General features: G+C 66.5%; 22 protein-coding genes. 16 read left to right on the top strand and 6 right to left on the bottom strand.

Features of this window, described 5'->3' with window-relative positions:
- Window positions 1–35: 35 nt before the first annotated feature.
- From AC6JAC_RS18200 to AC6JAC_RS18165, 8 genes are all read left to right on the top strand, one after another.
- Window positions 36–809 (top strand): TIM barrel protein, encoded by a 774-nt coding sequence (locus AC6JAC_RS18200; RefSeq protein ID WP_454697659.1) that lies wholly within the window; start codon window positions 36–38, stop codon window positions 807–809.
- Entirely contained in the window at window positions 806–2365 is a 1560-nt protein-coding gene (gene carA / locus AC6JAC_RS18195) for a c-glycoside 3-oxidase CarA (RefSeq protein ID WP_497965900.1), read from the top strand. The genes AC6JAC_RS18200 and carA overlap by 4 nt, the downstream gene beginning before the upstream one ends.
- A gap of 97 nt (window positions 2366–2462) precedes the next feature.
- Complete coding sequence (locus AC6JAC_RS18190; protein ID WP_028271372.1) at window positions 2463–2858, top strand: C-glycoside deglycosidase beta subunit domain-containing protein; 396 nt, start codon at window positions 2463–2465, stop codon at window positions 2856–2858.
- Window positions 2855–3958, top strand: a complete 1104-nt coding sequence (locus tag AC6JAC_RS18185; protein ID WP_028271371.1) for a sugar phosphate isomerase/epimerase family protein — start codon at window positions 2855–2857, stop codon at window positions 3956–3958. Before AC6JAC_RS18190 ends, AC6JAC_RS18185 begins: the two co-directional genes overlap by 4 nt.
- Window positions 3959–3975: 17 nt before the next feature.
- Entirely contained in the window at window positions 3976–5040 is a 1065-nt protein-coding gene (locus tag AC6JAC_RS18180) for a sugar phosphate isomerase/epimerase family protein (RefSeq protein WP_454697662.1), read from the top strand.
- Window positions 5041–5045: 5 nt separating this feature from the next.
- The gene (locus AC6JAC_RS18175; protein ID WP_028271369.1) at window positions 5046–5444 is read left to right on the top strand and encodes a C-glycoside deglycosidase beta subunit domain-containing protein; all 399 of its coding nucleotides are present in this window, start codon (window positions 5046–5048) and stop codon (window positions 5442–5444) included.
- Entirely contained in the window at window positions 5441–6637 is a 1197-nt protein-coding gene (locus AC6JAC_RS18170) for a Gfo/Idh/MocA family protein (RefSeq protein WP_497965897.1), read from the top strand. Before AC6JAC_RS18175 ends, AC6JAC_RS18170 begins: the two co-directional genes overlap by 4 nt.
- A gap of 14 nt (window positions 6638–6651) precedes the next feature.
- A complete protein-coding gene (locus AC6JAC_RS18165) occupies window positions 6652–7656 on the top strand; it encodes a sugar phosphate isomerase/epimerase family protein (protein ID WP_497965895.1) in 1005 nt (334 codons plus the stop codon).
- 68 nt (window positions 7657–7724) lie between these two features.
- Here the strand turns inward: AC6JAC_RS18165 and AC6JAC_RS18160 are convergent, their stop codons facing one another.
- Window positions 7725–8750, bottom strand: coding sequence for a restriction endonuclease subunit R (locus AC6JAC_RS18160; RefSeq protein WP_497965894.1), 1026 nt, complete (start codon window positions 8748–8750; stop codon window positions 7725–7727).
- 60 nt (window positions 8751–8810) lie between these two features.
- On the opposite strand from AC6JAC_RS18160, the gene AC6JAC_RS18155 reads away from it, so the two are divergent.
- Window positions 8811–9236: a C-glycoside deglycosidase beta subunit domain-containing protein gene (locus AC6JAC_RS18155; protein WP_497965892.1), complete on the top strand. Its 426-nt coding sequence runs from the start codon at window positions 8811–8813 to the stop codon at window positions 9234–9236.
- 20 nt (window positions 9237–9256) lie between these two features.
- Here AC6JAC_RS18155 and AC6JAC_RS18150 read toward each other — a convergent pair whose 3' ends face one another.
- The gene (locus AC6JAC_RS18150; RefSeq protein WP_497965890.1) at window positions 9257–10519 is read right to left on the bottom strand and encodes an ROK family protein; all 1263 of its coding nucleotides are present in this window, start codon (window positions 10517–10519) and stop codon (window positions 9257–9259) included.
- Window positions 10520–10625: 106 nt separating this feature from the next.
- Here AC6JAC_RS18150 and AC6JAC_RS18145 point away from each other — a divergent pair, with 106 nt between their 5' ends.
- From AC6JAC_RS18145 to AC6JAC_RS18115, 7 genes are all read left to right on the top strand, one after another.
- Window positions 10626–11666, top strand: a complete 1041-nt coding sequence (locus tag AC6JAC_RS18145) for a Gfo/Idh/MocA family protein (RefSeq protein ID WP_497965888.1) — start codon at window positions 10626–10628, stop codon at window positions 11664–11666.
- Window positions 11667–11671: 5 nt separating this feature from the next.
- Entirely contained in the window at window positions 11672–12463 is a 792-nt protein-coding gene (locus AC6JAC_RS18140; protein ID WP_497966860.1) for a hypothetical protein, read from the top strand.
- 204 nt (window positions 12464–12667) lie between these two features.
- Complete coding sequence (locus tag AC6JAC_RS18135; RefSeq protein ID WP_497965886.1) at window positions 12668–14128, top strand: MFS transporter; 1461 nt, start codon at window positions 12668–12670, stop codon at window positions 14126–14128.
- A 16-nt stretch (window positions 14129–14144) separates the two neighbouring features.
- Complete coding sequence (locus tag AC6JAC_RS18130; RefSeq protein WP_497965884.1) at window positions 14145–15713, top strand: GMC oxidoreductase; 1569 nt, start codon at window positions 14145–14147, stop codon at window positions 15711–15713.
- Between the two features lie 187 nt (window positions 15714–15900).
- A complete protein-coding gene (locus tag AC6JAC_RS18125) occupies window positions 15901–17118 on the top strand; it encodes an MFS transporter (protein ID WP_497965882.1) in 1218 nt (405 codons plus the stop codon).
- A gap of 37 nt (window positions 17119–17155) precedes the next feature.
- Complete coding sequence (locus AC6JAC_RS18120) at window positions 17156–18118, top strand: LysR family transcriptional regulator (protein ID WP_454697670.1); 963 nt, start codon at window positions 17156–17158, stop codon at window positions 18116–18118.
- A gap of 73 nt (window positions 18119–18191) precedes the next feature.
- On the top strand, window positions 18192–18974 hold the full coding sequence (locus tag AC6JAC_RS18115) for an SDR family NAD(P)-dependent oxidoreductase (protein ID WP_497965880.1): 783 nt from the start codon (window positions 18192–18194) through the stop codon (window positions 18972–18974).
- 104 nt (window positions 18975–19078) lie between these two features.
- Here the strand turns inward: AC6JAC_RS18115 and AC6JAC_RS18110 are convergent, their stop codons facing one another.
- Genes AC6JAC_RS18110 through AC6JAC_RS18095 form a run of 4 tightly spaced genes read right to left on the bottom strand, consistent with a single transcriptional unit; the run spans window position 19079 to window position 23066 of the window.
- The gene (locus AC6JAC_RS18110) at window positions 19079–19861 is read right to left on the bottom strand and encodes an SDR family NAD(P)-dependent oxidoreductase (protein ID WP_497965878.1); all 783 of its coding nucleotides are present in this window, start codon (window positions 19859–19861) and stop codon (window positions 19079–19081) included.
- A gap of 1 nt (window position 19862) precedes the next feature.
- On the bottom strand, window positions 19863–20861 hold the full coding sequence (locus tag AC6JAC_RS18105) for a fumarylacetoacetate hydrolase family protein (protein WP_497965876.1): 999 nt from the start codon (window positions 20859–20861) through the stop codon (window positions 19863–19865).
- A 10-nt stretch (window positions 20862–20871) separates the two neighbouring features.
- Window positions 20872–21945, bottom strand: coding sequence for an amidohydrolase family protein (locus AC6JAC_RS18100; protein WP_497965874.1), 1074 nt, complete (start codon window positions 21943–21945; stop codon window positions 20872–20874).
- The gene (locus AC6JAC_RS18095) at window positions 21942–23066 is read right to left on the bottom strand and encodes an FAD-dependent monooxygenase (RefSeq protein WP_497965872.1); all 1125 of its coding nucleotides are present in this window, start codon (window positions 23064–23066) and stop codon (window positions 21942–21944) included. The genes AC6JAC_RS18100 and AC6JAC_RS18095 overlap by 4 nt, the downstream gene beginning before the upstream one ends.
- Between the last annotated feature and the right edge of the window lie 26 nt (window positions 23067–23092).

Raw genomic sequence — 23092 nt, 5'->3', positions numbered from 1 at the left:
TTTAGTCCACCCCCTCTACTTCCCAGGAGATACCCATGTATCAACTTGCGCCCAATATCGATCTTTTGTTCTCAGAAGCAGGCGACAGCGCTGCCGACCGGGTCCGCGCCGCGGCTGCCGCCGGCTTCGACGCCGTCGAAATGTGGGGCCCCACGGGCAAGGACATCCCTGCCCTCAAGGACGCCCTGGAGGAAACCGGAATCCAGCTCACGGCCCAACTCGCCGAACCGCGCATGCAGTTCATGATCCCGCCGAGGAACCACGAACCCTTCTACGAAGGCCTCGACGCCGGCGTTGCCGTGGCCCGGCAGCTGGGTTGCCCCCGGATCGTGGTGGGCAGCGGCACCGGCTTCGGTGGGCGAAAGCGCCAGGACCAGCTGGACGAACTGATTGAGATCTTCACCCGCGGCGTGGCACACATCGAGGGTTCCGGCATCACCCTTGTCCTGGAGCCGGTGAATATCAGGGTGGACCACCCCGGGGCGCTCCTCGACCGGACCTCAGAAGCCGTCTACATCGCCAAAGGCGTCAACTCGCCCACCTTCGGTGTCCTCTACGACCTCTACCACTCGACGGTCGAAGGCGAGGATGTAGCCGCCGAGCTCGGCAACGCCGGCAACCTGATCAAGTACGTTCAGATCGCTGATGCGCCCGGACGTGGCGAACCGGGCTCGGGATCCATCGACTGGCATGCCCGGCTCGCAGACCTTCAGGCCAGCGGCTACGCCGGCCCGATCGGCCTCGAGTATTACCCCACCATCGACTCGGCCAAGTCTGTCCAGTGGATCCAGGAACTGGTGGCGCGGTGAGCCCAACCAGGTACCCCGCCGTCGTCGACGTCGCCATCGTCGGCAGCGGACCCACCGCCTCGGCATACGCGCGGATCCTCAGCGAGGAAGCGCCCGGCGCCACCATCGCCATGTTCGAAGTGGGCCCCACGGTCAGCAACCCGCCCGGTGCCCACGTCAAGAACATCGAGGATCCTGAGCGCCGCAGCCTCGCCCAGCGCGCATCAGAAGGGCCGGGCGCGGGCGCCGAAACCGTCAACTCGCCCGGCGCCGTCAAGAGCGGGGAGCGCAGGGCCCGGCCCGGAACCTACCTGCTCCCGGACGGCTACGCGTTCCCCGGCGAAGACGGCATGCCCGTGGCGGCAATGTCCAGCAACGTGGGCGGCATGGCCGCCCACTGGACTGCCGCCTGCCCGCGTCCGGGCGGCAGGGAGCGCATCGCGTTCCTGCCCGATCTGGAGGAACTGCTCGACGACGCCGAACGGCTCCTCGGCGTCACCACCCACGCCTTCGACGGCGCCCCGTTCTCCGACTTCGTCCGCGGCCGCCTCGCAGCCGCGGTGGATGCGGGCCGCAGCCGGGCCTACCGCGCCCAGCCCATGCCGCTCGCTGTGCACCGGCGGGAGGACGGCGGCCTCGTCTGGTCAGGGTCCGACGTCGTGATGGGGGACGTGACCCGGGAGAACCCGGCGTTTGAACTTTTTGATGAGTCGCTGGTGACCCGCGTGCTGGTGGAGGACGGCGTTGCCGCCGGCATCGAGGTCCAGGACCGCCGCAGCGGCGAAACCCACCGGGTGGCGGCCCGATACGTGGTGGTGGGCGCGGACGCCCTGCGCACGCCGCAGCTGCTGTGGGCCTCCGGCATCAGGCCCGCCGCCCTGGGCCGCTACCTCAACGACCAGGCGCAGGTGGTGTTCGCCAGCAGGCTCCGCGACGTCACGGGCGGGGACGCGCAGCGGGCAGCGGCCGGTGCTCTCAGCGAGCAAAGCGGCGTGCAGTGGGTTCCGTACACGGACGACGCGCCCTTCCACGGCCAGATCATGCAGCTGGACGCATCCCCGGTTCCGCTGGCGGAGGATGACCCCGTCGTCCCCGGCTCGATCGTGGGGCTGGGCCTGTTCTGCGCCAAGGACCTCCAGCGCGAAGACCGTGTGGCGTTCGACGACGCCGCCCCCGATTCGTACGGGATGCCCGCCATGCGCATCCACTACCGCCTTACGGAGCAGGACCACAACGTGCTGGACCGCGCCAGGCAGGAGATTGTGCGGCTGGGCAGGGCCGTGGGCGAGCCGCTCGATGAGCGGCCGTTCGTCCTGCCGCCGGGCTCATCGCTGCATTACCAGGGCACCACACGCATGGGCGCGGCGGACGACGGCGAGAGCGTCTGTTCGCCGGACAGCCAGGTCTGGGAGCTCCCCGGCCTCTTCGTGGCCGGCAACGGGGTCATCCCCACCGCAACCGCCTGCAACCCCACGCTGACGGCCGTGGCGCTCGCCGTACGCGGGGCACGCAGAATCAGCGAAGAACTCACCAGTTCTTTACTTATGTCTGAATCAGACAATAGACTGTCTAAATAATGAAGAAGCGGCAGTTGCCTTCTTCACCCAACGATTTGCTCAAGCACAGGCATTTGTTCAACAGCAGGCAAAGCATGCCGCAGACAAGGAGGTCTCGATGATTGCCGACCGCATTATCGAGCACGGAACACTGACCACCCAGGACGGCCGCACCGCCGTCGAAGTCCGGATCCCGTGGTACCGGGCCCTGCCCGGCTCGTGCATCGCAGGAGCCGCACTGACAGTGGACGGCGTCGCCGCGCCTGAGGGCTCGCTGCGCTGGACCATGAACAACCGCACGTTCAGCTTCGGGGAGCTCGTGGACGAGACCGGCGAATGGTGGTTCCCCCTGGACTCAGCCGTTCTTTCCGGCGACCTTCCCGTAGCGGACGACCAAGCCGAGCACGAGGTCCGCGTGGATCTGAAGCTCTACATTCCGTACATCATCACCGACCACGGCGTGCTGCATATCGAAGAGCACGACACCAAGACCATGAAGGTGGCACAGCGATGACCAGCCTCGGCACGCCGATCCAGGGCGTCACCCTTTACAGCTTCACCCGGGCCTCCCACGCCCGGCAGTACGACCTCGATGGCCTGATTCGCAAAGTGGCGGCCGAAGGCTTCGGCCCGGGCCTTGAGGTCATCGGATTCTCCAGCCTGCGAGGCTTCCCGGACCGGATCGACGACACGTTCGTTGGCCAGTTCCGCGACCTTGTTGCCGAGGTGGACCTGGTTCCCACGTCGCTGGCGGTCAACGTTGACACGGGCATCCGCCGCGACCGGCTCATGAACCACGACGAGCTGGTCGAATACATGGCCAAGCAGATCGAGGTGGCGTCCAGGCTCGGCTTCCCCATTGCCCGGGTGCAGATTTCGCTGACGCCGGACGCGATGGAAAGCCTGCTGCCTGTGGCCGAGAAGTACGGGGTTACCCTTGCCCTCGAAGTCCACGCCGACCAGCACGGCGCGCACGAGCGCGTCCTCGCCCTGCGTGACCGCTACGAAAAACTGGATTCCCCGCTGCTGGGCTTCACCGCCGACTGGGGTGCCACCGTCACAGGCTTCGCACCTTCCCTGCTGGAGGCCTACCGCCGACGCGGCGCTTCGGAGGAACTGCTCCGACAGGTGGTTGACCTGTGGAACGGCTTCTACGCCGAAGGGCCGCCCAACACGCAGAAAGTTCACGGCGAGCGCTTCGGTGCTTTCATTGGCCTGGCAGCCCGCAATGGACGGCCGGACCTGGGCATCGACTTCGCCATCAACGGAACCGGGCTGTTCGGGCCGGCCGCCGTAGACACCTGGCTGGAGATCATGCCGTGGGTGCGCCACGTTCACGGCAAGTTCTTCGGCATCGACGAAAACGGCGAAGAGCCCTCGGTCCCCGTACGTGGTTTGGTTCGCCAGCTCGTGGAGAACGGTTACTCCGGTGCCATCTCCAGCGAATACGAAGGGTGGCACTGGAACAACTGGCAGGACCCGTTCGACATCATCCGGGGCGAGCAGGCCGTCCAGCGTTCCGCCGCAGTCAACGCCGGCTCGGCCATGATCACGGACGCCGCCGAAGCACGCCGCATCCTCAACAGCCACCTCGCCCAGCCCGTCCGCGGCTGAAACAGAAGGAAAACAACATGTCAGAAGGCATCGCAGGCTCGGGCATCGAGCTCGGCATCACCCTCTATTCGCTAACCTCCGAGTTCGCCGCCGGACTCTACACTCCAGAAACGCTGATCAAGGCCGTTGCCGACGAAGGCCTCGGTCCCGGCGTCGAGTTCAACATCGCCCAGATGCTGCGCACTTATCCCGATGTGGACGACGATTTCATCCGCCTGTGGCGCGACAGCATGGACCGTTACGGCCTTACCCCCAGCGCAGTGGGCACCAACCTGGACATGGGCCGCCGCAAGGACCGGGACATGACCCCGGACGAGGAATACGACTTCTTCGCCGCGCAGCTGAACACCGCCAACAAGCTCGGTTTCCACCGCGTGGTGATCCGCTCCGCCGGCAAGGAACTGCTCCGCCGGCTCCTTCCCCTGGCCGAGAAATACGACCAGAAACTCGGCTACGAGATCCACGCGCCGCAGGGCCCCAACGATCCCAAGATCCTGCAGATCCGCGAAATGTACGCGGAGCTGGGCAGCGACCGGCTCGGGTTCACGGCAGACTTCAGCTCCACCATGCACAGCCTCTCCCCGACGCTCTTCCGCACGCTGACGCAGATGGGGCTCCCCGAGGAGCATTTTGCCGTGATGCAGGACATCTGGCGCAAGCCGCTGCCGATGCAGGAGCGCAACCAGGAGTTCGAGGACTACCTCAGCTCGAACAACTTCGACCCCGCCCGCCTGGGCCCGTTCACCCGGCTGGCCTTCAACATGCACGGGCTGGTTCCGCCGGAGGAATGGCTGGACATCATGCCGCAGATCTTCCACGTCCACGCGAAGTTCTACGACATCGACGGCAACGGCAACGAACCGGCGATGGACATTCCCCGCATTGTGCGGCAGTTCGTCAAGGGCGGCTACCAGGGTTACCTCTCCAGCGAATGGGAGGGCCACGCCTTCGCCGACCTCGGCGAATCCGACCCGATCGACCTCGTCAAGAAGCAGCACACGCTCATGCGCCGTGCTATCGAAGAAACCGTTGACTCCAACGCAAGCATTTTCCACCCGGCCCTCATCGAGACAGGTAAGTAAGGCCCATGGCAACTCACAATTCGCTGTTCCAGGACGCCGACGTCCGCAGGCACCCCGAAGGCATTGCCGTGTCAGTGCAACTGCCCTGGTACCGCAGCCTGTGGCTGTCCGCCGTTGACGACGTCGTTGCATCCGTCAACGGTGACGAAGTCCCCAAGGAGTCCCTCCGCTTTGAACTGCAGGGAAAGTCCTACTCCGTTGCCGAACTTCCCGAGCAATGGGAAACCCTGTGGTTCGTGGCTGACAAGCCCGAGGTCATCATCCCGCTGGACCGCATCCCCGACGCCGGCGAGGAGCTCGACGTTGAGGTCATCCTCACCCTCCGCCTGCTCTACATGCAGATCGCGCCCCAGCGTTATGTGGGCAACCGTGTGGCGGTGGAGCGGAAGGTAGTGCTCGCATGACAACCCTGCGCGTGGCCATGATCGGCCACGGCTTTATGGGTGCCGCACACTCCCAGGGCTGGCGCACGGCCCCCCGGACCTTCGACCTGCCGGCCGAGCCCGAGATGGCAGTCGTGGTGGGCCGGAACGCAGAAGCGGTAGCGGCGGCCGCCCGAAAGTGGGGCTGGGCTGAGCCAGCCACAGACTGGCGCGAAGTAGTCGCCCGGGATGACATCGACGTCGTCGACATTGTCACCCCTGGCGACTCCCACGCCGAGATTGCGATCGCCGCACTGGCGGCGGGGAAGCACGTCCTGTGCGAGAAGCCGCTGGCCAACACGGTGGCGGAGGCCGAAGCGATGGCCGAGGCCGCCGAAAAGGCAGCCGCCCGGGGTATACGCGCGATGGTGGGATTCACCTACCGCCGCGTTCCCGCCGTCACGTTCCTCCGCAACCTCATCGCCCAGGGCGCCGTGGGCCGGATCAATCACGTGCGCGCCGCCTACCGGCAGGACTGGCTGGTTGACCCGGAGACGCCGCTGGCCTGGCGGCTGCAAAAGGAGCACGCCGGGTCCGGTGCCCTCGGGGACATCGGTGCCCATGCGATCGACCTGGCCCAGTTCGTGACCGGCCTGAGGCTGGAGAAGGTGTCCGGCGTCATCGACACCATCGTGAAGGAAAGGCCTCTGCTCGATTCCGGTTCGGGCCTTTCCGGCACTGGGTTGTCCGGCACTGCCGGTGTTGGCAAGGGCAGGGTGACCGTGGACGACATTGCCATCTTCACCGGCCGCTTCGAATCCGGGGCGCTGGCATCGTTCGAGGCCTCACGCTTTGCCACCGGCCGGAAGAATGCGCTGGAGATCGAAATCTCCGGGGACAAGGGTGCCCTGGCCTTCGACCTTGAGGACCTGAACAGCGTCCAGTTCTACGACCGGACGGCACCCGCGGACCGCCAGGGCTTCCGGAAAATCCTGGTCACCGAAGCTGAACATCCCTACGTTTCGGGGTGGTGGCCGGCCGGCCACATGCTCGGCTACGAACATGGCTTCTCCCACCAGGTCAAAGACCTCGTGGAGGGCATCGTGGCCGGCATCGACCCGCACCCCACGTTTGCTGACGGGCTGGAGGTACAGCGGGTGCTCGACGCCGTCGAACGCAGTTCCGAGAATGATTCCGCCTGGGTGCGCATCGCCGTCCCTGTGCGGGCACTGTAAGGAAGGGAAAGTACGTGGCACGACCAATTACCTTGTTCACGGGCCAATGGGCCGACCTGCCGTTTGAGGAGGTGGCCCGTCTCGCCGGCGAGTGGGGGTACGACGGGCTGGAGATCGCCTGCTGGGGCGACCATCTGGACCCCTGGCGCTGGGACGACGACGCCTATGTACAGGGCAAGCTGGATATTCTTGAACGCCACGGCCTCAGAGTCTGGACGATCTCGAACCACCTCAAGGGCCAGGCAGTCTGCGACGACCCCATCGACGAACGGCACCGGGGAATCCTGCCGGACGTCGTCTGGGGCGACGGAGATCCCGAAGGGGTCCGCCGTCGCGCCGCCGAGGAACTGAAGAACACCGCCCGGCTCACGGCCAAACTGGGAGTCAAGACGGTCACCGGGTTTACCGGATCCTCCATCTGGAAGTACGTGGCGATGTTCCCGCCTGCCACCGAAAAGATGGTCGACGCCGGATACCAGGACTTTGCGGACCGGTGGAACCCCATCCTGGACGTCTTTGACGAGGTGGGCGTGCGGTTCGCCCACGAGGTGCACCCGTCCGAGATCGCCTACGACTACTGGACAACGCAGCGCACACTCGAGGCGATCGGGCACCGCGAGGCCTTTGGGCTGAACTGGGACCCGAGCCACATGGTGTGGCAGGACATCGATCCGGTGGGGTTCCTGTGGGACTTCAAGGACAGGATCTACCACGTGCACTGCAAAGACACGAAGAAGCGGCTGGTCAACGGCCGGAACGGGCGTCTGTCATCCCACCTGCCCTGGGCAGATCCGCGGCGCGGGTGGGACTTCATCTCCACCGGGCATGGTGACGTGCCCTGGGAAGATGCGTTCCGCATGCTCAATGCCATCGACTACCGCGGGCCGCTGTCCGTGGAGTGGGAAGACGCTGGCATGGACCGGCTGGACGGCGCGCCGGAGGCGCTTGACTTCGTGCGCCGACTCTCCAGCTACGAACCCTCCGCAGCCGCATTCGACGCAGCGTTCAGCACGAAGTAGTACCGCACGAAGTAGCACCAACGCAGAACGGCTGGCCCGCGATTTCCAGGGCCAGCCGTTTTGCTGTGTCAGCCGGTGATTGAGCCTGTCGAAATCAGGTTGTCGACGGGCTGGGCCAAAGCCGTCTCCGCCAGCGCCAGATGCCGCCGCGTCATGTCCGTGGGGTCGTCCTGCAGCCATTCGTGGCCGCCCCACTCGCTGGTCAGCGTGCCGGTGAAACCGTTCCTGCCGAGGAGGCCGCCAAGGTCACGCAGCGGCTGCGAAACCCGGCTGGAGTCGTCGTCCAGGTCCCAGAACTTCAGGTGGAAGGCGCCCACGAGGGGGAGGACGTCCTGAAGGTCGGCGGCGTCGCTGCGGCCAAAGCGGATGAGCAGGTTCATAAAGAGGGTATGGATGCGCGGCGGAACCTGCCCTGAGCGGAGCAGGGCCGTGACTGCGTCATGGGTGGCGGGATCCTGCCAGTCATTTTCCAGGCGCTCCAGAAGGTCCGGGGCAACTCCTCCCCGGCGCAGCTCTTCGAGGTAGCTGACAGGAAGGGCCGGCATCAGCATGCTGATGTCCACGAGGACCCGCACACGATCATCGGCAAGCCCGGCGATCGCCTTCAGTGCCGGAGCAACCGCCGGGTTGCCAGGAGTCTGCTGGCCCTGGATCTCCTCGTAGAGCACCAGGTCGAGCTCATGCAGCAGCGGCTGCACGAGCGCGAGGAGTTCCGTGCCTGCCTGGCCGATCGGCAGCCGGACCCCGACAGCACCCGCGCGGCGCGCGGCCTGGAGCTGGGGGACAAGGAAGTCCAGGCGCTCCTGCAGGGTGCGGCGCCCGGTTGGAGAGGTGAAGACGTCCAGGCTGGCGCCGACGATGCTGACGCGTCCTCCTCTGGATGCCAGCCCATGGCGCAGTGCGTCAACCTCGCCGTCCTGCGGAGCGGGGAAGGACCGCCACAGCAGTCCGGGTTCGATCTCGATTGTTTTTGTTACTGAGTCCGCGATGCCGGTGACGATGTCCTGGGCCGTTCGGGCGGCGGCGATGATTTCGGGGGTCCAGTTGAACGAGCTGGCGCAGAGGGTCCAGCCGTTGGGAATTTCGAGGGCCATTCGGATGCCTTCCCATTTATGCTTGATAATGACAAACTTATGTCAGTTTTAGGATAAAGGATGAAAGTCATGTTGCACACCGCTTTGCGCCAAGATGCGCTGAAGGCCACACCCGGGGGATTTGAGCTTCGTGTTGGCCTTCCCTGGATACGGTCGATGCCCCTGTCCAGCTTCACTGGCCTGGCGGTTGAAGTGGACGGCGTTCCGCTGGCGTCGGGGGAGCTGACGGTGGCGCTGGGGGCCCGCGACGTGCCGGCAGAAGCGCTCCGCGGAGAGTCCGGCTGGTGGTTCGTGCAGGACAGGCTGGTCCTGAAGGGCCGGCGCGAGCTCGGTGGTGGCGTCCACGCCGTGGCCGTCGACTTCCAGATGCTGGTGCCCTACCTCCAGGCGGGCCCCGATTCCCCGCTGGTCCTGCCGTTCCACCTGGAGGCCCGGCTGGCTCCTGACGGGGCGCCGGTGCCCAGTGTGTCCCGCGACGTCGCCTGAGCGGACCTTGCGGAGCCGGCCTAGGCGGGAACGGCAGTCCGCTCAGGGGAGGGCCGGCCGGCGGCGAACCATCGGGGGAAGGTGACGTCGAACAGCTGCTCGCGGGCCAGTTCGGCTCCGCCGCGCAACGGTTCGCGCTCATCGTTGACCGAGAGCGTGATGGTGAGGTCGCGCGTGGCAAGTGGAAGTGACAGTTCGTAGACCCGCTGGCGCACCTCGGCCAGGAACACCTCGCCGGCGGATGCAATGGCGCCGCCGATCACGATCACCCCCGGATTGAACATGTTGACCAGGGCTGAAATGGTTTCGCCTGCCACCCGTGCCGACTTTTGAATGAGGGTGATGGCCAGGGAGTCCCCGGCCTGGGCGGCGAGGGTGATGTCCTCAAGCGTCAGTACATCCTTCCCGGCCCGCGCGGCAAGCGAGCTGGGAGCGCCTTCCTTGATGGCTTGTTCGGCATCGCGGACAAGGGCCCAGCCGCCGGCCACCGCTTCCAGGCAGCCGATCTTGCCGCAGCGGCACAGCGCATCCGAGTCGGAGACGCGGACGTGGCCGATATCGCCGGCGGCCCCGTTTGCGCCCCGGTGGATCCTGCCCTTGGACAGCAGGCCGGCGCCAACCCCTGAACCGATCTTGCAGTAGATCAGGTCCGCGTGGGAGTCGCGCCGCCGGGCGCGTTCGCCGAGGGCAAGCAGGTTTGAATCGTTGTCCACCCATACGGGCGCATTGAAGCGCTCTTCAAAGGGGGTGCGGACGTCGTAACCGTTCCACCCCGGCATGATCGGCGGCGCTACGGGCTGTCCGGTGGCGAAGTCCACCGGGCCGGGAAGCCCCACCACCACACCCCACACGGGCACAGTGGGGTCTTTCTTCAGCAACTCATCAATCAGCGGCATGACCGCGTCGATGGTCTTCTCCGGGCCCTGCGCGATATCCCAGCTGCGGTGCGTGTGTTCCAGGATGTCCCCGTCGAGCGCAGTGACGCCGACCCTCATATGGGCCGCTCCGAGGGCGCATACCACGATCCGCCCCTGCTCCGCCCGGAAGCGCAGGGTCCGGGGTGCGCGTCCGCCGGATGAGGCCCCGAACTCGCCATCGCCGAGGAAACCGATCTGGATTGCCTGATCCACGCGCTGGCTGACGACGCCCCTGCCCAGGCCCGTGACCTTGCCGATTTCAGGACGGGTTGTTGCCTCGCCCGTCCGCACCAGGTTGACGATCCGCAGGAGGCTCGTCACTTCATCCGTCTGTGCCCCAAAGCGGAGGGCGGAGTCTGTCGTCATGCTCACAATTCTCACACATTGGGGCCGACTAAAGTGCTAAGGGACGCGACTATAGCCAGAACCAACCTCACTTATGAATAATAGGAACATAAGAGGAGGGGCGACGATGCCTTGGAGCGTAGGAATACTTGGAGCCGGGCCGGGCGTCGCGGCTCTCCATCTGCCGGTGCTGGGAGGGTTGCGGGACCTGTTTCACATACGGCACGTTGCCGATGGCGGCAGCGGACGCGCCCGGGAACTGGCCGGGCGCTTGGGTGCCCGCTGGTCGGCGGGGGAGGCGGACCTGCTTGCGGACACAGGCGTTGACGTGGTGGCCGTCTGTAGCCCGCCGGCAGAACATGCCCGCCAAATCCTGGCGGCAGTGGCCGCGGGCAAGCGGGCGGTGTTCTGCGAGAAGCCGCTGGCCACCAGCCCGGAAGAGGCCGAAGCGGTCATAGCTGCGTGCAGGGCCGCAGGAACCGTCCTCCTAGTGGGGACCAACCATTTGTTTGATGCGGCGTGGGGGCGCGTACGGCATCACCTGATGGCCCTCGAGGGCCGGATTCAGGCAATTTCCGTGACGCTGGCACTCCCGCCCAACGACAGGTACCACGGGCTGGTCGCAGAGGGAGGTCCTTTCCAGGCAGCGCGGCGCGGGCGCCCCGGCGTGGAGGATCCCGCCGTGGCGGCCGAGGTTCTGCGGCAGCTCCTGACGGGCCTGGCGGTCCATGACCTTCCCGCCGTCAGGGACATTGCGCCGGGCATCGATGAGGTTATTTACGCAAGAATCGCTCCGCCGATCGGCTATCTGGTGGGTTACCGGTCAGGCGGCGTCCTTGTCCAGTTGGCGCTCACCATGCTTCCGGAAGGCCCCGATGCCCTGTGGCGGATGACGGTGGCCACCTCGCATGACCGCGTTGAGGTCAATTTCCCGCCGGCCTTCGTCCACGCCGGAAGCGCGTCCACGCGGGTGCGAAGTGTGGACGGACAGTGGACGGAGTACCGGCGGGATCCCGACGACGGCTACGTGGCGGAGTGGCGCCTGCTGGCATCGCTCCTTGAGGGCGTGGCTCCCGTGGAGTATGACGAACTGTTGGCCGACGCATGCTATGCACTCGAGCTCGGCTACGGTGCCGCCGCCAAGGTCCTCGAAGGAGTGTCCCCGTGAGCCTGATGCGCCAAAGGCGTGGCGTCTTAACTGCGTTGCCGGCCTACGCAGCCGCAACGGCGGAACTTCCCCGCACTGCCGCACCGGCCGATGGCGTCCAGGGTGCCGTTGCGGTAGTGCCCGGTTCCGGCGACTGGTGGCAGGGCTTGCTTGCGGCCCGTTCCGGGGGAGCCGTAGCGGTGGTGATCACGGACCCTGGCACGCTCCCGTGGGAAGCCCTGGAAGCCCGCCCCTGGCCCGGCGGCATCCCGGTTATTGTGGAGCGTCCCCGCCTCCGGTCCGACGTTGTTGCTGATGCGGGTCGGGCAAGGCGGGGCAGCCCGGCCCGGATCGTCATCGTTGAGTGCGCTGCCCCCGCTGCCAGCCTTGAAGGGGTCATCCGCGATGGCTTTGGCTGGGTGCGGTCCCTTGGCCAGGGGCCGCTGACGCTGCAGGCGGGCAGTGCCACGACGCAGGGCCGGATCGCATTGCTGAGCTCGGCAGGGACTGCCGGGGCACCAGTGCCCACCACCCTTGCGGCGACCGCGGCAGCCGCAGGCCCGCATGGCGGCGGCCTGCTTCAGGTACTCGCCCTCGGCGAAGTAAGGACTGAAATAACGGTGGACCAGCCCGCCGGGTTGATGCGATTGGAGACGTCCACTGAGGAGGGCATCTTGAGGGCGCCGGAGCGCTACGAATCGTCCGCCCGCCTTGCGCTGCGCCGGGCGCTCGCAGCCTGTTCGTCCGGCGAGCCGGTGGCGGACCTCGATGAGCTGCTCGAGGACATCAGTCTGGCGGCGGCGCTGCTCCGCAGTTAGCCCTCCAGCCTTTCAGGTCGCATTCAGACAATCTTTTGTTGCTTTCTGACTAAAGTGGAGTAGGATGTGTAATGGCGCCGGGGTTCCTACGGACCCGTTCTCCGCCGTGATGGTGCGTCGGAGGCACAATTCGTCGCGTCGACGGCCCGATCGTTCGGGTAGATCACTATGCCACTTTCGCCTTTGAGACTTCGTCTCCTTGTTATGTCCCTGCTCTCGGTCTCCTTCCTTGGGGCCCTGGACCATACGGTGGTGTCCACATCCCTCGCCACGATTGCCGGTGAGCTGGATGCGCTGGCACTGATGAGCTGGGTTGTTGTGGGCTATACCCTGGCCAGTACGGTGCTGCTGCCCGTGCTCGGCAAACTGGGCGATGTCCTGGGAGCCCGCCGAATCTTCGTCGGATCCCTGCTCGTGTTCCTGGCCGCTTCGCTGGCGTGCGGGTTCGCCCAGGACATGGCATGGCTCATCGCCGCCCGCGTCCTGCAGGGAATGAGCTCAGCCGGCCTGCAGCTCATGTCCCAAACGATCATTGCCCGGGTCACGACGCAGCGGGAACGGCCGCGTTACATGGCGATCATTGGCGCCGCTTTCCCCATTGCGATCCTTGTAGGCCCCGTCCTGGGCGGTGCGATCACGGATTACTGGGGCTGGCAGTGGGTCTTCTGGATCAATATCCCCGTTGGCGCCGCAGCCTTGGTTCTCGCGCTCATCGCTGTTCCGCACCTGGAGCCCGGCCCCAGGCCACGCCACTTCGATGTTGCCGGTGCGGCTGTTTTTACCACTGCCCTGGTGGCCCTGGTACTCGCCGTGACGTGGGCTGCAGAACGGAACGCCGGCATCGCCACAGCCGCGGCGCTCGCGGTCAGCATGGTGGGCTTCGTTGCTTTCTTTCGCATCGAGCGCCGGGCTCCCGAGCCCATCGTGCCGCTCCATTTGTTCACCAACCGCACGATTGCGGCAGGTACTGCGCTGTCGGCGATCATCGGCGTCGGGCTCTTCTCCATCACTGCCTATCTGCCCACGTACTTTCAAATGGCCTACCAAACCACCGCCACCGTGTCCGGGCTCGTACCCATCGCAACAGTGTTCGGCATGCTGATCAGCAACCTGCTCACAGGTTGGCTGGCCAGCCGGACGGGCAGGTACCGGGTCTTCCCGATCCTGGGGACGTCGCTGGGAGCGGCAGGTCTTTTCGTGATGGCCGCGCTGCCCGCGGGCCTCCCGCTCTGGGCACCCATGATTGTGATGGGTGTGGTCGGGATGGGCACCGGTGCCTTTATGAGCCTGATTGTCGCCGTGGTGCAGGGCGCGGCGCCGGCCAGCCAGACCGGAACCATCACGGCAACCATCAACCTGGTGCGGCAGGTGGGGTCAACCGTCGCCACGGCCATCATCGGCGGGGTGATCGGCTTCGGCGTGGCAGCCCTCCTGCCAGCAGGCCTTGACGCTTCCACGTTGACGCCCCAACTGGTCCACGCGGCCACGCCGGAGGTGCAGGCCAGCGTCGCGCAGGCCTACGGCTCCGTCTTTACGCCTGTCTTCATCGCTTTGGCCGCCACCTACGCCGTGGGCATTGTCGCGGCGCTCCTGCTTCCGCATGGCCGGCTGTCCGACGAACACGTTCCCGCCCCGCAAACAACTTCCGAATCCCTTTCGGCCTGATTTCAAAGGAGACATCATGTCCAACCCCACCATCGCCATCGTCGGCAGCGGGCCCGTTGGTTCCGCCTATGCACGGGTGATTCTTGAGCAGGTCCCGCATGCCCGGGTGGTGATGTTCGAGGCCGGGCCGCAACTGACGGAAGTTCCCGGTGAGAGCGTCCGGAACATTCCCGACGCCGTCGAAAAGGCCCGCGCACGGGAATTGTCGCAGGGGCCGCAGGCCGGCGCCTACCGCGAGTCGCTCGGCATCCCGGCCGGAACCGTCACCGAGGGAATGTTCACCGCGCGCCAGGGCACCCACCTGCTGGACTTCGGCGGCGCCGGCTCGGCCCACGCGCCAACCTTTCCCGCGGCGGCTGCGGCCACCAACGTCGGCGGCCAGGGGGCGCACTGGACTTGCGCGACGCCGTCGCCCGCCTTCAGTGAGAAGATCCCGTTCATCGCAGACAGCGAATGGGATGCGCTCGTCGAGGACGCCAAGCAACTGCTGCATGTGCACAGTGCGGCGTTCGCCGACTCCGCGGTAGGTGAAGCCATCAGGTCCCTCCTTGACGAGGAGTTCGGCCCGGAACTGCCGGACGGCTACGGCGTTGGCACACTGCCGGTTGCCGGCGATCCGCAGCCGGACGGTTCCGTGCGCTGGGCCGGTGCCGACGTTGTCCTCGGCCCCCTCCTCGACCGGGACAGCCCGCTCTCGAAGCAGTTCGAACTCCGTGACCTCACCCTGGTCCGGCGCGTGGAACTGGACGGTCACCGGGTCACCGGAGTCACCGTCCAGGACCTTCGCACAGGGGAGACATCGTTCGTTGCGGCGGACATCGTTGTGGTTGCCGCGGATGCGTTCCGTTCCCCGCAGCTCCTGTGGGCTTCGGGTGTGAGGCCGACGGCGCTCGGGCACTACCTCACGGAGCATCCGGTGGTCATCTCCACCGTCGCGCTGGACGCCGAGAAGATGCGCCGTTTCGCCACCGAAGGGGATCTCGACGCCGAACTGGCCCGACGCGCACTGAACCCCGCGGATCCCGTGGCCGCCGTCAACCGAATCCCGTTTTCCGAGCCGGAACACCCCTTCTCGGTCCAGGTCATGTACTCGGAATCGACTCCGTTCCCCATGGAACCCGGAACACCGTACGCCGAAAACCGCTGGGGCTACGTCAACATGGGTTACGGCATGCGCAAGCACCCCCGCTACGAGGACGCCGTCACTTTTGACGACAACGAACCGGACTACCGGGGCTTCCCGAACATGACCATCGAGTACGCGCTCACCGAACGGGAAGAGGCGGAGATCGCCGAAGCCACCGAGCGGCTGCGGCGCGCCGGCAAGGCCCTCGGCGCTTTCGTAGCCGAACCCCGCCTGATGCCAAACGGCTCGAGCCTGCACTACCAGGGCACCCTGCGGATGGGCGAGACCGACACCGGCACCTCCGTGGCGGACCCGTGGTCGCGGGTATGGGGCTACGAGAACCTGCTGGTGGGCGGCAACGCGCTCATTCCGACGGCGACAGCCATGAACCCCACCCTGATGAGCGTGGCCATCGCCGTCCGCGGCGCCCGCAAGGTTGCGGAGGAGCTTGGCTCCTGACGAACCGGGGACGGATGGAAGGTGCGGCCGCGGCATGCAGCCGCACCTTCCATCCGTCCCGCGAATACCAGCTATCCCAAATGCCTGATTCCCCGATACTCCAAGCCTTGCCACAGTGAGGGCAGTCACTTTCGCGCCTGACCAGCGACGATTCCTCCGTGACCATCAAGAGGCAAAGGAAGATTCAATGGAGAATATTCAGCTCACAGGTACTGAAACCAGGCACGGAATGCCCGGTGCCGGGCCGAAAGCAGCGGGACGGCTCGAAGCGGCCCTCCTCGTGGCCGGCAGTTGCATGCCGGTCCTGGGCGCAGTCTTGCTGGCACCCGTCCTGCCCACCCTGAACGAGGCATTCGCGGACACCCCGGGCGCCGCCATCCTTGTTCCGCTCACGCTCACGCTGCCCGCGCTGTTTGTGGCACTTTTCTCGCCCCTCGCCGGCTACGTTGCCGACAGGATGGGCAGGAAGCAGCTGCTGGTTTTTGCCATGCTGGCCTACGCCGCCTTCGGGACCGCGCCGCTGTGGCTGGACACCCTGGAATCCATCGCGCTGTCCCGGGTTGGCGTCGGAGTCGCCGAGGCCGCCATCATGACCTGCTGCACCACGCTCATCACCGACTACTATGCCGGACACCAACGGAACAAGTACCTGGGCCTCCAGACCATGGTCAGTGCGCTTGCCGCCACCGCCTTCTTCGCCCTCGGCGGCGCCTTGGGCAGCATCAGCTGGCGGACGCCGTTCTGGCTCTACGCCGTCAGTGCCCTGCTCGTGGTTCCCATGATCCTCAAGCTCCGGGAGCCGGCAAAGAGCCAGCGCACGACGGCGGCCAGGACACCGGTGCCATGGCGGCAGATCGGCGCACCAGCCGCCGTGACGCTCTTCGGCGGGATCGTGTTCTACGCCCTCATCGTGCACCTGCCTTACGTCATCACCGGCCTGGGGGTGGGCGATGCGGCACTGATCGGCCTTGCCGCAGCCATCGCCTCCCTCGCCACGGCGGCCGGCGCCATCTCCTTCCGATACTTGGCGAAGCTGGGCACGCGGAACCTCCTGGCACTCGCCTTCGGGCTGGCCGCCGTCGGACTGTTCCTGGTCTCCATCGCGGGCAGCGTGCCGCTTGCCATTGCAGGGGCGGTCATCGCCAGCGCCGGAACCGGCGTCCTGCTGCCCACCCTGCTGACATGGGCGGTCACCGGCCTCGAATTCCAGCAGCGCGGCCGCGGCACAGGCATCTGGACGGGAACGCTGTTCATTGGCCAGTTCCTGACCCCCATCGTCCTCGGCGTGGCTTCAGGGGCTTTGGGTGGTCTCAGCCTCGCCCTCGGTGCACTGGGGATCGCCTGTGTGGTGGCATTCCTGGCAGTCCTGGTCCGCGGGCCACGAATCGTGCCCGTCAGTCACTGAAGGGGGGGCGGCCTCGCGCCGCGGATAACCTATGGGTATGAAGAACCTGGACCTCAACCTTCTGCCCCAGCTGCAGGTCCTGCTCGAACTGCGGAACGTCTCGCGGGCAGCGGAGCGGCTCCAGCTGAGCCAGCCGGCCACCAGCGCGGCCATGGCCAGGCTCCGGCGTCATTTCGACGACGAACTCCTGGTCCGCAACGGCCGCACGTATGACCTCACGCCCTTTGCACAGTCGCTGGTACCGCTGGTTGATGAAGCCATGCTTCACATCCAGAGGGCCACTCGCGTGCGGTCCGGTTTCGACGCTGCCACGAGTGAGCGCGAGTTCATCATCGCCGCCTCGGACTACGCCGCGGCGCTGATTGTAGGCCCGCTGCGTGGGATCCTGCGCGAGGAGGCCCCCGGCGTGGCAGTGGACTTCGTGCCGACGGCGAAGTCCGGCATCCAGGGCCAAATGGCCGACTATTCAAAAATCGACCTGCTGGTGGGGCCGACGGGATACCACATGCAGGGCGCCAGCAAGCAGCTCTTCCGCGACAGCTTCGTGGCTGTCGCCGACGACGGGAACCCGCTGCTCCAGCAGCCCAGCCTCACCTTGGCCGACCTCAGCACCGTGCCCCACGCCGTCGGATATTTCGGAGAAGGCATCAGCACCCCGGCGGACAAGCTCTTCGAGTCGCGGGGCATCCAGCGCCGGGTGGCGGCCGTGGTGGCCGGGTTCCTGTCCCTGCCCCTCCTGGTCGAAGGAACTGACCTCGTGGCCCTGGTTCCGGGGATGCTGGCAGCACGTGCCCAGCGCGGCGCTGACATTGCGGTGCTGGAATTCGCCGAAGACGCCGAGGCGTCCCTGGTGGAGGCCATGTACTGGCATCCCTCACAGGCGGAGGACCCGGCCAGCGTCTGGCTGCGATCCGTGGTCCAGCGCGCCTGTGCCCGGCTGCACGAGCTATTCCCGGTCACGGCACACCCGGTCACTATTCGCGCGGCGGATACCACCTAGAACCAAAGCGCCGTTCCCCGTTCTGCCCATCCCTGCGAAAGTCGGAGAAACGAACTTCTCGAAGGGACCTTCCATGCCTGTCTCCAGCCACCGCCTCGCCGGCAAGACCGCCGTCATCACCGGAACGGCCAGCGGCCAGGGCAGGGCGGCCGCGCTCGCTTTTGCGGAGGCGGGTGCGTTCGTGGTGGGCTGCGACATGGACGACGACGGCGCCGCGGCCACCGTCGCGGCGGTCACCGCCGCCGGTGGCAGGATGAGCAGCCACCGGGTTGACCTGACGGACGACGCCGCCGTGGCTGTTTGGGCTTCTGATGTGGCCGCTGCTCACGGCCAGGTGCACATCCTGTACGCCAACGCGGCAGTCACCCGCTTCGCCCCGGTGGAGCAGCTCTCGTTTGCTGACTGGAGGTGGAACGTGGAACACGAGATGGACGTGGTGTTCCTGCCGGTCAAATACTTCTGGCCCCACCTGATCCAGGCACAGAACGCAGCCATCGTGCTGGTGGGGTCCACGGCGGGGGTCACGGGCTCCATGACCAACGGGCGGCTGGCCCACACCGCCACGAAAGGTGCCGTGGTGGCCATGACCAAGCAGCTCGCCGCCGAAGGTGCCCCGCACGGATTGCGGGTAAATACTGTCAGCCCAGGCATGATCCGCACCGCAGCCACCGAGGGCAACCTCCTCGCCGCCGACCACCCCATGCGCACCATCGCCGGCAGCATCCCGCTGGGCCGGATTGGAACTTCGGAGGAAGTGGCCAAGTGCGCACTCTTCCTCGCCTCTGACGAAGCGTCATACGTGACGGGCGCCAACCTGATGGTCGACGGCGGCTGGTCGGCGGTGCTCCCGGGCTGATCTCTGCACGCAGTACCCAACAAGGTAGCAGTAGGTGTCGTTTTGAGCGCTCAAAAGGACATCTACTGCTACCTAGTTGGGGCGGACGGAGGGGCGGGGGGAGGTCAGCGCAGGGCGTCGGAGACGGATTTGGCTCCGCCGTGACTGGATTGGCCGCCGTCCACCGGGATCTCGGCACCTGTCACGAAGGACGAGAGCGGGCTGAGGAGAAAGAGCACGACGGCGGCCACCTCCTCCACGCTGCCCGTGCGGCCTAACGGGGTCTCGGCCAGTGTGGCCTGTCTGAATTCCGGCCTGGCGCCCGCCGTCATGGGCGTTTCGATGAAGCCCGGATGGACAGCGTTCACCCGGATCTCCCGCGGGCCAAGTTCCAGGGCAGCCACCTGGGAGAGGCCCCGCAGTGCCCACTTGCTGGCGGTGTACGCGACCGGGTAATGGGCGGTCAGGCCAGCCACGGAGCCCACGTTAACTATCGAGGCACCAGGTCCCATCAGCGGCGTGAGAGTCTGGATTCCCAGGAGGCTTCCGGCAACGTTGACCTCGTAGACGCGCTGCAGGTCAGCTACTGAGGCATCCAGCAAACGGCTGCGCTGCGTGATGCCGGCATTGTTGACGAGCCCGTCCACCTGCCAGCCTTGGGAACGGATCCAGGAGGCGAGATCGGACCAGCCGGCAGCGTCGGCGACATCCAGTTGCCGGTACACCAGCGCACCGTTCGAAACTGACGGCGAAGGCACGGACGCAAGCTGGGCCGGCATCTCCGCCGCAAGGTCCGTGGCGATGACCCGCGCCCCGGCGTCCACCAACAGCCGTGTTTCGGCAGCACCCTGGCCCTGGCCGGCACCGGTGACCACCACGGTCCGGCCCTCGAACTGAAGGGAGACCACGCTACGTCCCGGACGTAGCCACGGGGGCAACCCTGTTGCGGGGCCTGACCCTGGCAGGGATGCGGGTCACGGCCTCACGCCGGGCACCCACCGTGTTCTCGATGCTGCCGATGCCCTCCACCGTCATCCGGACCACGTCGCCGGTCGTCAGCGGCGGGGGAGTCTTCGAGCCGTTCCGCCCCCAGAGTTCGGCGAGGCAACCGCTGCCGCACGTGCCGGAGCCCAGGACGTCGCCGGGACGCACCACGGAATCCTGCGACGCATAGGCCACCAGTTCTGCGAACGGCCACCCCATATTGGACAACAGGTCCTGGCCGATGGCTTCGCCGTTGACCTCGACGGACATGGAGATCGGCAGGAAACCCTCGGCGTCGTGCCGGTCCTCGAACTCGTCCGCGGTGACAATCCAAGGCCCGAGGGTGTTGGAGAAGTCCTTGCCCTTGCAGGGCCCCAGGCTGACTTTCATCTCGCGGCGCTGCAGGTCCCGCGCCGACCAGTCGTTGAGCACCGTGTAGCCGAAGATGTGCCGGTGCGCCGCCTCGGCTGTCAGGTTCCGGCCGTCGCTTCCGGGGACGCGTCCGACGACGGCGGCCACCTCAGTCTCAAAGTCCAGGTCCTCGCAACCCGCCGGAATGCCGATCACCTCGCCGGTGCCGGTCACCGTGTGGGGATTCGTGAAGTAGAAGGTGGGTGCCTCGTACCATTCGGGGACCACGCCGGCCACACCGTCGATGCTTTTCCGCACGCCTTCGACGTGTTCCTCGAATGCCACGAAGTCCCTCATGGTGGCAGGTACCAGCGGGGCAAGCAGTTGCAACTCCGCCAGCGGAACAGGCGATGTGGAACCGATGACGTCCCCGGCAAAACGCAGGGTTTCGTCCAGTCCGGCGTCGAGCAGCGACTGGACGCTCTGTCCCTCCGGCAGCGGGTAGCAGTTTCCGTCGTCAACGAAGCCGGACTGCGTCCCGCCGTCGTGATTCCAGCGTGCAATCTTGACCATTCGAGAATTCCTATCCGTTGGTGCGGGCGGTCAGGGCGGCCGCCGAGGTGATGCCCAGCGTGCGTGCGTTGACGCCCAAAACTTGGGCCTCGTCCTCGGCCGGGAGTCCGGCAGCTTGGACCTCGTCCACCGGAAGGTCGGAGCCCATGTCGAACGGATAGTCCGAGCCGAGCAGCACCTGTTCCGGTCCGGCGGCGGCCACCAGTGCCCGCAGTTCAGTGGCGCTGTGGACCAGGGAGTCGAAGTAGAGCTTCTTCAGGTACGACGACGGCGGTTCGGCGCAGCCGTGCGCCTCCGGCCGGACCCGCCAGGCATGGTCGGACCGGCCCAGGGTGGTGGGAAGGTAGCCGCCGCCGTGCGCTGCCAGGACTTTCAGGTCCGGGTGCCGGTCCAGGACGCCGCTGAAGACCAGGTGGGAAAGTGCCACCGCGTTTTCGGCAGGCTGGGAGACGGTGTTGGCCAGGTAGAACCGGTCCAGCCGCTCATCCAGCGAGCAGCCGAACGGGTGCAGGAACACCAATGCACCCAGCTCCTCGGCGCGGCTCCAGAACGGTTCCAGCCGGGGGTCAGAGAGCTCCACAGTGCTGCGCTCAGAATCTCCCGGGGTGGCGGCAAACGAGCCGATTTCCACCCCGAGCAGCCCGCACTCCAGCACGGCGTGCTCCAAGGCTTCCACCATCAAACCGGGGTGCTGGAGCGGGACCAGGCCGAGACCGTTGAGGCGTTCAGGTGCGCGGTCCACGAACTCACGGACCGCCTGGTTGGCTGCCCTGGCCAGCTGCAGGGCCAGTTCCGGCCCGGCGAAGTAGTAGAAATGCGACGGCGACGGCGAGACGAGCTGCACGTCTACACCTTGGGCATCCATGTCCGCGAGCCGGCGGTCAAGGTCAGTCAGCTGCGGCCACCGTTCCTTGATCATCCGGCCCGAAGCAGCCATCGACTCGGGCCCGTTGCGCCGCACTTCAAGGGCCTGCTGGGCTCCGAAGCCTTCGGGATCGGCCTCGGACACCAGCTGTTGCAGGGCAGGAAGCAGGATATGGGTGTGGACGTCCACCGTGGGATTTTCGCCCGGCCGGGTGCTCATGCGGGTTCCCTGACCAGGCTGGAGACTGAATGCATGAGGCCCGGTACGTTGGCGTCGCGGACGCCGTCGAGCATCCACTGGCCCAGCTGGACGGAGGCCTCGACCACAGCTTTTGCCCGGTCCAGTCGGCGGTCGGTGAATTCCTTCCAGAGTGTTTCGGTGACGTCCTCGGCGCTGACCAGGAGCTCGGCCAGCACTGCCGCATCTTCCATTGCCATGGCGGCACCTTGGGCAATGGTTGGCGGGCAGCTGTGGGCGGCGTCGCCGATGATGACCGTGCGGCCGCGGTTCCACGGGCCGTCAACCAGGTGGGTGGTGAACCACGTGTAGTTGATACGGGCGCTCTGGTCCAGGTTGGCGCGGATCTCATTCCAGGGGCCGCCGTAAGCAGCCGCCAGTTCCGCCATGACGCGCGGACCTTCCCCGTGCGTGCGCTCCTGCGCCTTTTCCACCAGGTACGCGTAAATGGTGTCCGGGCCGGTGGGGCAGTACCCGGCAATAAAGCAAGGGCCGCCGTAGGTGAGGTCGGTGCGGACCACGTCCGCGGGCCGCTCCACGAAGGCACGCCAGATGCCCATGCCGGTGGACTGGGGTTCGGCGTCAATGCCGATCGCCTTGCGGACAGCGGAATGCAGCCCGTCGGCGCCTATCAGGAGGTCGTAGCGGGCGGTTCCGCCGTCGGCGGTGCTCACGGTGACGGACGCGCCGTCGTCCTTTATTTCAGTGACCGTCTTGGCGTAGCTGATCCGGGCGCCGGCCTGCTCGGCGCGTTCGCGGAGGATAGCGGTGAGGTCGGGGCGGTACATGCCCAGGGTGGCGGGGAGGTCATCGCCGCCGGTTCGCATGTCATCCAACACGGCGATGACGGTGCCTGCAGGATCCGGGGCGCGCAGGCCCAGGGTGCTGAACGCGTAGCCCTTCGCCTCGATCTGATCCCATACGCCGAGCTGGCGAAGGACGCGCAGGGCGTTCCCCTGCAAGGTGATTCCCGAGCCGACGGTCTGCGGAGAATCGGCTTTTTCCAGGATTTCCACATGGATTCCGGCGTCGGCCAGGAGGATGGCTGCGGTCAGACCTGCGGCTCCCGCCCCGACGATTCCGACGTTCTGTACTGCTGCCATCGCTGACTCCTTTGTATTGACGGCGT

The sequence above is a fragment of the Arthrobacter sp. KUASC02 genome (assembly GCF_059739395.1).
This window is presented reverse-complemented; position numbering and strand designations above follow the sequence as displayed.